Origin of the sequence: Streptosporangium minutum, assembly GCF_002149035.1 — a bacterium.
GTDB lineage: Bacteria > Actinomycetota > Actinomycetes > Streptosporangiales > Streptosporangiaceae > Streptosporangium > Streptosporangium minutum.
Window position 1 is genome coordinate 1 of record NZ_NGFP01000357.1, and the last position, 7560, is coordinate 7560.

The window sequence follows — 7560 nt, forward strand, 5'->3', positions numbered from 1 at the left end:
CCCTCCGGCCGCAACCGCTCCAGCACGCCGTAGGCGGGATTACCCTGCGCCGCCCGGCGCACCTCACGGGCGGTCGAAGCGATATAAGCCTGCCCCGTGACGATGGAGGAGTGCCCCAGCAACTCCATCAACTCATGCGCCGAGGCCCCCCGCTCAGCCAGCCGCGTGGCGAACTCATGACGCAACGCGTGCACCAGCGTGCCCCTCTGCACCCGATCGTGCACACCGGCGTGGCGGTAACACTGACGGACCAGATACTGCAGACCACCCCGCCGCAACGGCTCATTCGCGGTGTCGACCAGCAACGCCGCCGAACGGGGGAGCGCACTCAGCCCGAAACGGGCCATACGGCTGTGCAGATAACTCTCGACGACACGCTCGACCGGAGGCTCGATCGGAAGCGAACGGCTCCTGCCGCCCTTACCCACCACCTGCACACGCCGATCACCGGGCGAACCACCGATCGACCCCAGCGTCAGCCCCAGCAACTCCGCCGAACGCATCCCGGTGACCAGCGCCAGCGCCAAAACCACCAGATCACGCTCCACCCACGGATCCCGGGCCCTGCGCGCCCCGGCGGCGATGCGCTCCAGCAACGTCGCCGAGGCACTCCCATCACCCAAAAGAGGCTTGGGAGCCTTGGCCGGCTGCTTGGGCCGGGGCACCGCCGCCATCGGATTGCCCTCCAGCAACCCCTCGGCCACACAGAAGGACAAAAACTGGTTCCAGGCACTCCAGGCCCGGTTGACACTGGCCGCCGAACGAGGCCCGGAGAACTCCGCGAACGCCGTACGGACCAACCGGCCGCTCAGCGACCGGACCTCCAGATCGGCCACGCCCACACCCGCCGCGACCGCGGCCAGCCCCGCCACCAGCTCCAGATCACGCCGATAACCGGCGACGGTGTGCGAAGAGAGCTTCTTGGTGCGCAGAGCCGACAAGAACTCCGCGACCGCCTCGGGCAGACCCACCGACACCGGCCGATCACCGCCGCTCACGACGGCCCTCCCACCGCAACGGAGAACAGCAAGATCACATCACGCACAGATCAGCATTATGCATCACAGGAACGCAACAACGGGGGACACGCCACCACCCCACGGCGCGCCGGGACCACCACCCACCCGGCAGGTCAGGCACTCTTACGGGCCCGCCACCGGCTCAGAATCTCCGCATCCCGCGCCGCCTCCAGGCCCTCCACCCGCCACAGGTCGTCCTCGGCCCGCGCGAACGGCAGCCACTGCTCGTAGTCGCCCTCACCCGGCCGCACATCGCGGGTCCCGTCCACCTTCGTACCGTCAGCCAGCGTGACGGCCCACGGCACGCGGAGCACACCACCCGGCAGCATGATCACGTTCAACGCAACCCCTCCCGCCGACACCGTTCACCCGCCGCCAGCATAGCCCCGCGGCCACCCCGCCAGCCATGACACCTGCCCAGGCCCCGCTCAACCGATCCCGTAGCGGCCGGACAACCAGTGGTAGACCCCTTCGGCCCGCGCCTCGTCTCCCAGCAGCCGGATGAGACGGGTGACACGCCTGGTCAGCACGGAGGCGAAACACTCGGCGAACAGCTCCCCGGCATCCTCCCGATAGGGCGACGCCAGATGATCGGCGCACTCCCGGTGAAGACCGGCCCAGAACTGCGCCCGCGAGGGGAACCCGTCCATGTGGTCACAGGCATGGCCGAGCTCATGACCACAGACGCTGACACTGGGGGAGGGGACGGTCCCCACACCGATCCGCCGGGCCACCGGGTCGTACACCCCCGGACTGCGATCCCACCCCCCGTCCTGCACCGGCAACCGCACATCCCGGAGAGACTCAAAACCACTCAAATCCGGCACAGCTCCGGGGCCCAGATAAATACCGCCGCTCAGGTGAGCGGCCAACCGGACGGCAAGCCCACGCGGCACCGCCGCGAGCGTCATGACCCCCAGAAGCAGACCGGCATCGGGAAAGACACCCGGATCCCAGCCCCGCGTCAGCCGCTCCTCCAAAGGACCCACATGCAGCCAGCCGGGACGCCCTCTGCCATGGCCGGCCAATCTCAGCCTCCCGTGCGAACGGACCAGACCCTGCTCCACCGGGAAGGGGCCGCCACCTTGATCACAGGCAACTATAACCACCACCGCCTCCGGCCCGTCCCCGCCCGTCCCCGCCCGTCACAGCGCCAAGCCCCCCAAAGCGTCCCGCCGGGGGAGCGGCCCGCCGTACCGGCACGGACTCCCACGGAGGGTAACCGGCCCCTCACCGGCCACGGGCCGCCGCCACGCCCAGCCCTCTCGCCGCGCAACCGAACAGTGCGGAACAGCACCGAAACCCTCACGGACACACCGCCCGGCGCCAGGAGACGCGGCTGAGACAGGGCCGCGATCACGCTGGAGTTCTCACCGCAGAAGGGACAGAAGGGGAGGATCCCAAGTGATGCATAAGTAAAATTATGCATCGAAAAGACAGGGGCAGGCCGGAGCCCGCCGCGCATCACGAACCTCGGGCGCCGTCGACTCCGCGACACGAGCCCCGGCCCGCAACAGCCCCGCAGCCCGCACCCGCCGACGCCGGCATGACGCGGCGCCACGACGGCACCGGGCCGCAGCGAGCCGCCGGACAACAGATCTTCGCCCAAAACGCCTAAAAGCCCCCAAAGTAAGATCGCTGGCCGCCGAGCGGCCCTCAGCCGCCGGATCCGGCCACCGGATCCACCGGTGCCCGCACCGCCCGCCGCCCGGACGGTCCGAGGCCGCACCGGCTCCGGATCGTCCGGGCGGCGCTCGTCCGCCGACGGCTCCGGGCGTCCATGCGCCGAGCACACCGAAGCGGCAAATCCCACACGAACCCCGCCCCAACCACCCCTATCGAGACAATGAAATCCTTAACCAGACAGAAGGTGAATTCTGTTTGGTATAACGATTACCGTCGCGACGCCCCCGATCCCATCCCATGGGCAACCCGGGCGATCCACTTGCCCGGCCCTGTCCCGCCTCAAGCGACCTACTCGGTGCCCCACCCGATCCGCAGCGCACCCGCAGGCGCGGCCAGCCGGTTCTCGGTCTTCGCCGTGGCGCACTTACCGCAACCGTATTCGCGACTCTCAGGGCATGGTGGTCGCGTCAGGGGCCCTCGATCGGATTGGAGACCTGCCCGTCGTTCTCGTCGTGCGAGGCCTTGTGTTGTGAGGCCGGGACCATGGTCTGTTCGGTGTCCTTGTTACGAGTCACCCAGAGGTAGACCAGCGCGCCGACGAACAGCACGATCGAGGTCCACTGGTTGATCCGCAGCCCCAGGAGCGTCGCCGCGTGGTCCACTCCGCCGACCGGGTCGATCCGCAGCCCCTCGATCCAGAACCGCCCGAATGTGTAGCCGGCGACATAGAGGGCGAACAGGCGGCCGTGGCGCAGCGTGAACCGCCTGCCGGCCAGGATCAGTCCGCAGCCGAGCGCCGCGTCCCACAGCGACTCGTACAGGAACGTCGGGTGGTAGAGCACGCCCGGCTCGCCGCCGTGCGCCTGGTCGATCTCCAGGCCCCATGGCAACGTGGTCGGGCTGCCGTACAGCTCCTGGTTGAACCAGTTGCCCCAGCGGGCGATCGCCTGCCCGAACGCGATGCTGGGCGCGACCGTGTCGGCCACGGCGCCCAGAGGCAGCCCCCGGCGGCGGCAGGCCAGCCACACGCCCACGCCTCCCAGGGCGACCGCACCCCAGATGCTGAGCCCGCCTTCCCAGATGAACAGTGCCCGGTAGGGCTCCTTGATCGCGCGCGGGCCGAAGTAGGTCTGCCAGTCGGTGATGACGTGGTAGAGGCGAGCGCCGATCAGGCCGAAGATCACTGCGGGGAGCGCGATGTCGCCGATCGCGCCCTTCTCGCCGCCGCGGGCGCGCCAGCGGCGCTCGCTGAGCCAGATGCCGAAGACGATCGCGATGATGAAGCACAGCGCGTAGGCCCGGATCGGGATGAATCCGAGATGCCAGACCCCTTCGGAAGGGCTGGGAATCGAGGCGAGAGGCATGCCGGTGAGGTTAGCCAACGTGAGGCCGCTTGGCCGTCTCCGTGACCTGATCGCGAACCTTCTGCGACGTTGCGTGACCGAACCGGTGCGGCATCGGGTGGCTGTTCGGTCGCTACTCCCCCGCTGCCGCCCGGCGGGCCGGCCGCGACCGGCACCGTGACTACGGACAGTTGCTTTGGGGGCCGGTACCACGGGCCCGGGTGGGGCCCGTGGTACCCGACTGTCCCGATCCGCACGGCAGCACCCGGGTGATGCGCGTCTCCTGGCGTGATTTCGCGATCACATCCTGATCGAACGCGTCCAGGGAGAAGGACTTCTCCAGGCCTGAGAGGGTGTTTTCACGCCCTTCGGTGATCTTCGGAAATTCGAGTGCGCCATGTGCGCGGCCGGGTGTTGTATGGGTCGGATGATCGACGAACCGCTGGAACGGCTCCGCGTCGCCGCTCGACGTACCCGTGAACTGGCGCTGAGCCGGGCGGGCACCGGTCTGGGCCACCAGGACGCCGACGACGACGTCGGCACGGTCGGCACCGACGATGCTCTCGGGTTCGACCCGTTCCCTCTGCTCGAGGCCTTGCATCACCACGGTGTCCGGGCCGTGGTGATCGGGCAGGTCGCCGGCATCATGCATGGTTCCACCGAACTGACCGGCGATCTGGACCTGCTCTGGGACGGCGTCCCGGCTCACGCCCCAGCCCTGGCGGCTGCCTTCACCTCCGTCGGCGCCCGACTGGTTGACGAAACGGGTGGCCTCGTGGCGACTCACCCGGGTTTCTTTCTCCGCCCCAGAGTGGGGTTCGTCTCCCCCAGGGCCAGTGGTGACTGCTGCACCCCGGCGCTCCCCTGGGGCGACCTTCGAGTCCGGGGGTTCCTCGACCGTGCGATCACCGCGGTCGGTCCGGGTGGCCTGGAAGTTCATTACGTCTGCCGGGAGGACCTGATCCGGATGCGCCGCGCTCTGGGCCGCCCCAAGGACCTTCGGCGAGCAGATGAGCTGGACTTGTCCGTCTCGGATCGCCGGGGCTCATGGCCCGCCTCCGATTCTGCCGGGGATCGTCAGAGGGAGTGAGGCGCTTTCCGATGGGATGACCTGTTCACCGGACGGGGATCCCCCGCCCGGGTCACCCGGGGGTCATGGGGTGGCCTCCAGTGTCAGCAGGGTCTTTTTGGCCTCGGCGCCTCCGACGTAGTGGCCGATGGCGCCGTCGCTGCGGATGACACGGTGGCAGGGCACGATGACGGGCAGCGGGTTGGTTGCGCAGGCGGTGCCGACGGCGCGTACCGCTCGGGGGCTGCCCGCGGCGGTGGCGACGGCGGCGTAGCTGGCGGTGGTGCCGTAGGTGATGTCGCGCAGGTGGGACAGGACCTCGCGGCGGAAGCCGCGGGCCAGGCGCAGGTCCAGGGGCAGGTCGAACAGGCTGCGCCGGCCGGTGAAGTACTCCTCCAGCTGGCGGGCGGCGGCGTCCAGGCGGGCCGGGGCGCGCAGCAGGCGGGAGCTGACGGTTTCGGCGAGCCGGTCCAGGACCTTGTCGTGGTCCTCGCTGGCGTAGGCAACGCGTACCAGGCCGTGCTCGGTCGCGGCCAGCAGTAGTGGCCCGACCGGGGTGTCGAGGGTGCGGTAGGCGACGTCGAGGATCCCGGCCTGTTGGGCGGCCGCGGCCAGGCGGGCGTGCAGGCGGTCCTGGGTCGCCTGGTCGGTTTGGGGCAGCCTGCCGAACAGTTCATCGCCGCCGTCGACCGGCTTCGGAGGTGTGGTCGTCATCGGTCCTCTCCTTTGAGGTAGGTCTTGCGCAGTGTGGCGATGCCGTCGGCGGCGGCTCGTCTGGCGGCCTGCGGGCTGCCGCCCAGGACCTGGGCGACTTCGGTGTACGGCAGGCCGGCCAGGTAGTGGTAGGCGATGGTCTGGCGTTGTTTGACGGGCAGTGCGTGCAGTGCGTTCCACAGCTGCGACTGCCCGTCGCCGGGTAGGCCGTCCGTGGTTGGTTGTTCCGGCAGGTTGTCGGTGGGGATCGCCCGCCGGGCCTCGGCGCGTAGCTGGTCGAGGGCTTTCCTGTGGGCGATGGTGACCAGCCATGCTTCGACGTTGCTGTCCGCTCGCAGGGCCGGGTAGGCCTGCATCGCGGAAAGGAACGTCTCCGACCAGGCGTCTTCGGCGGCGGCGGTGGGGCCGAGGACGGCGCGGCACACGCGCAGCACCGTCGGCCCGTGCTCAGCCACGATCTTTTCGAAGGGATGCTGTCTCACATCGGGTAAACGTTGCGGGCGGGCCGGATGTGAGGTGGTGGTGTCAAAAGAGTTGGTCTTGTCGCAGGGCGGCGGTGCGTTGGAGGTCGAGCCGGTACTCCCCCGCCTGGTTTCGTGGGCGGGTGGTTTCCGTTCGTGCCTGGTCGACGTCCGGGGGCAGGTGGGTGTGAGGTCGCGGGGTGCGGGTCTGCCGCGGGTTGGGTAGGGGTGGAAGGTGCTGCCCCGGGGCGGTGAGCTGCGCCGGGGCGCGTTCCGTCGGGCATGGCGGGCGGCCGGCCTGGGGTGTCTGCGACGGCTCGTTCTGGCCGCGTGGCGGGTTCTGCGGTGGTGCTCGACGCGCCGGGTGCGGATGTGCGCACTGAGATTGTCGGTGTCACCCCCTACGATGAGCCGACTCGTGGAGGGATGCTGCTGATGCTGGATTCGCTGATAGTGCCGCTGCTGGTCACCACCGATCTGCCGCCGGATGCGGATCTGGACGAGTTCGGGCGGCTGCTGGCCGACACGGTGCGGACGCTCCGGCATGGCGAGGTCTCTTATGCGGGGTTCCTGCACGGCGGGGTGTTCTGGCTGGATCGGCCCGGCTTGCCTGTCCACGATGGTGGTGTGGCGCCGTCGATGGCCGATGAGCTACGATTCGCCGCGCTGATCGGTTATCTGTCCATTTCGGGTCCGCGTAGGCCGGTCAAGGAGGTGGTCGCCGACGCCAGTGGGGCGATCACCGAGGCCGTCGCCGTCCGGTATGGCGATCTGGGGAGTCCTCCGGCGGTGATGGCGATCAGGACCGAGGATGTGCGTGAGCGGACTCCCCCGTCGGCGCTGCTGGTCAGGACCGCTGACGCCGTCGCGGAGCTGGTCGCGGTCACCCGTCCCTACATATGAGTTCTCGGCCCTGCGGGTCTTCGCGGGTGAGGACGTGGGGGTGTGTGCGGGTGGGGTTCCTGTCCCCCGTCCGGTGGTGATGGGCGTGGTGGGCCGGGGTGTGGTGAGGCTGCCGGCCGGGCCTGTCTGGTTCTCCGCTGCCGTCCGGTGCGGGGCTTGCCGGGTGGCGTGGTGGGCCGTCTGTGCCCTCGCCGGCTTTCGCCGGGGCCGGTGCGGGTGGCTGGGCGTGGGTGGCGGTGAGGCTCAGGTCTGGATGGCGTCGACGAAGCGCTGGGCGTCGGGTTCGCTCATGCCGGTTTCGCCGCGGACCAGCAGGACGGCCTGTGCGCTGCGGCCGGCTGTTTTGAGCAGGCGTACCCGTGTGGCCAGGTCGGCGCCGTAGCCGGGTGGCGGCAGTGGCGTGGGCGGGTGGGCCGCTGTGGCGC

8 protein-coding genes and 1 pseudogene are annotated in these 7560 nt (G+C 69.6%); 1 reads left to right on the forward strand and 8 read right to left on the reverse strand.

The genetic code is table 11. The features are described 5' to 3' along the window. From CA984_RS41185 to CA984_RS41215, 7 genes are all read right to left on the reverse strand, one after another. The coding region (locus tag CA984_RS41185) for a tyrosine-type recombinase/integrase (protein WP_108724693.1) at positions 1-998 on the reverse strand (998 nt) is incomplete at its 3' end. 134 nt (positions 999-1132) lie between these two features. Next, positions 1133-1360 carry a hypothetical protein gene (locus CA984_RS41190; RefSeq protein WP_086578764.1) on the reverse strand — a complete coding sequence of 76 codons (228 nt, stop codon included), beginning with the start codon at positions 1358-1360 and terminating at the stop codon, positions 1133-1135. 87 nt (positions 1361-1447) lie between these two features. Continuing rightward, positions 1448-1765, reverse strand: a complete 318-nt coding sequence (locus tag CA984_RS45715; RefSeq protein ID WP_133061936.1) for a hypothetical protein — start codon at positions 1763-1765, stop codon at positions 1448-1450. Positions 1766-3112: 1347 nt separating this feature from the next. Beyond that, positions 3113-4009, reverse strand: coding sequence for a prolipoprotein diacylglyceryl transferase (lgt, locus tag CA984_RS41200; RefSeq protein ID WP_086578768.1), 897 nt, complete (start codon positions 4007-4009; stop codon positions 3113-3115). A 160-nt stretch (positions 4010-4169) separates the two neighbouring features. After that, positions 4170-4775, reverse strand: coding sequence for a hypothetical protein (locus CA984_RS46790; RefSeq protein WP_165781612.1), 606 nt, complete (start codon positions 4773-4775; stop codon positions 4170-4172). A gap of 366 nt (positions 4776-5141) precedes the next feature. Next, positions 5142-5771: a methylated-DNA--[protein]-cysteine S-methyltransferase gene (locus tag CA984_RS41210; protein WP_207621235.1), complete on the reverse strand. Its 630-nt coding sequence runs from the start codon at positions 5769-5771 to the stop codon at positions 5142-5144. After that, positions 5768-6253: an RNA polymerase sigma factor gene (locus CA984_RS41215; RefSeq protein WP_086578767.1), complete on the reverse strand. Its 486-nt coding sequence runs from the start codon at positions 6251-6253 to the stop codon at positions 5768-5770. Before CA984_RS41215 ends, CA984_RS41210 begins: the two co-directional genes overlap by 4 nt. 324 nt (positions 6254-6577) lie before the next feature. Here CA984_RS41215 and CA984_RS41220 point away from each other — a divergent pair, with 324 nt between their 5' ends. Continuing rightward, a complete protein-coding gene (locus CA984_RS41220; protein WP_242676461.1) occupies positions 6578-7135 on the forward strand; it encodes a hypothetical protein in 558 nt (185 codons plus the stop codon). Between the two features lie 243 nt (positions 7136-7378). Here the strand turns inward: CA984_RS41220 and CA984_RS46795 are convergent. After that, positions 7379-7560 (reverse strand): annotated as a pseudogene (locus CA984_RS46795) (hypothetical protein); the annotation flags it as partial.

Coding starts and splice junctions, on each gene's coding strand:
- lgt (WP_086578768.1), bottom strand. CDS start 4,009: ATGCCTCTCGCCTCGATTCCCAGCCCTTCCGAAGGGGTCTGGCATCTC.
- CA984_RS41210 (WP_207621235.1), bottom strand. CDS start 5,771: ATGACGACCACACCTCCGAAGCCGGTCGACGGCGGCGATGAACTGTTC.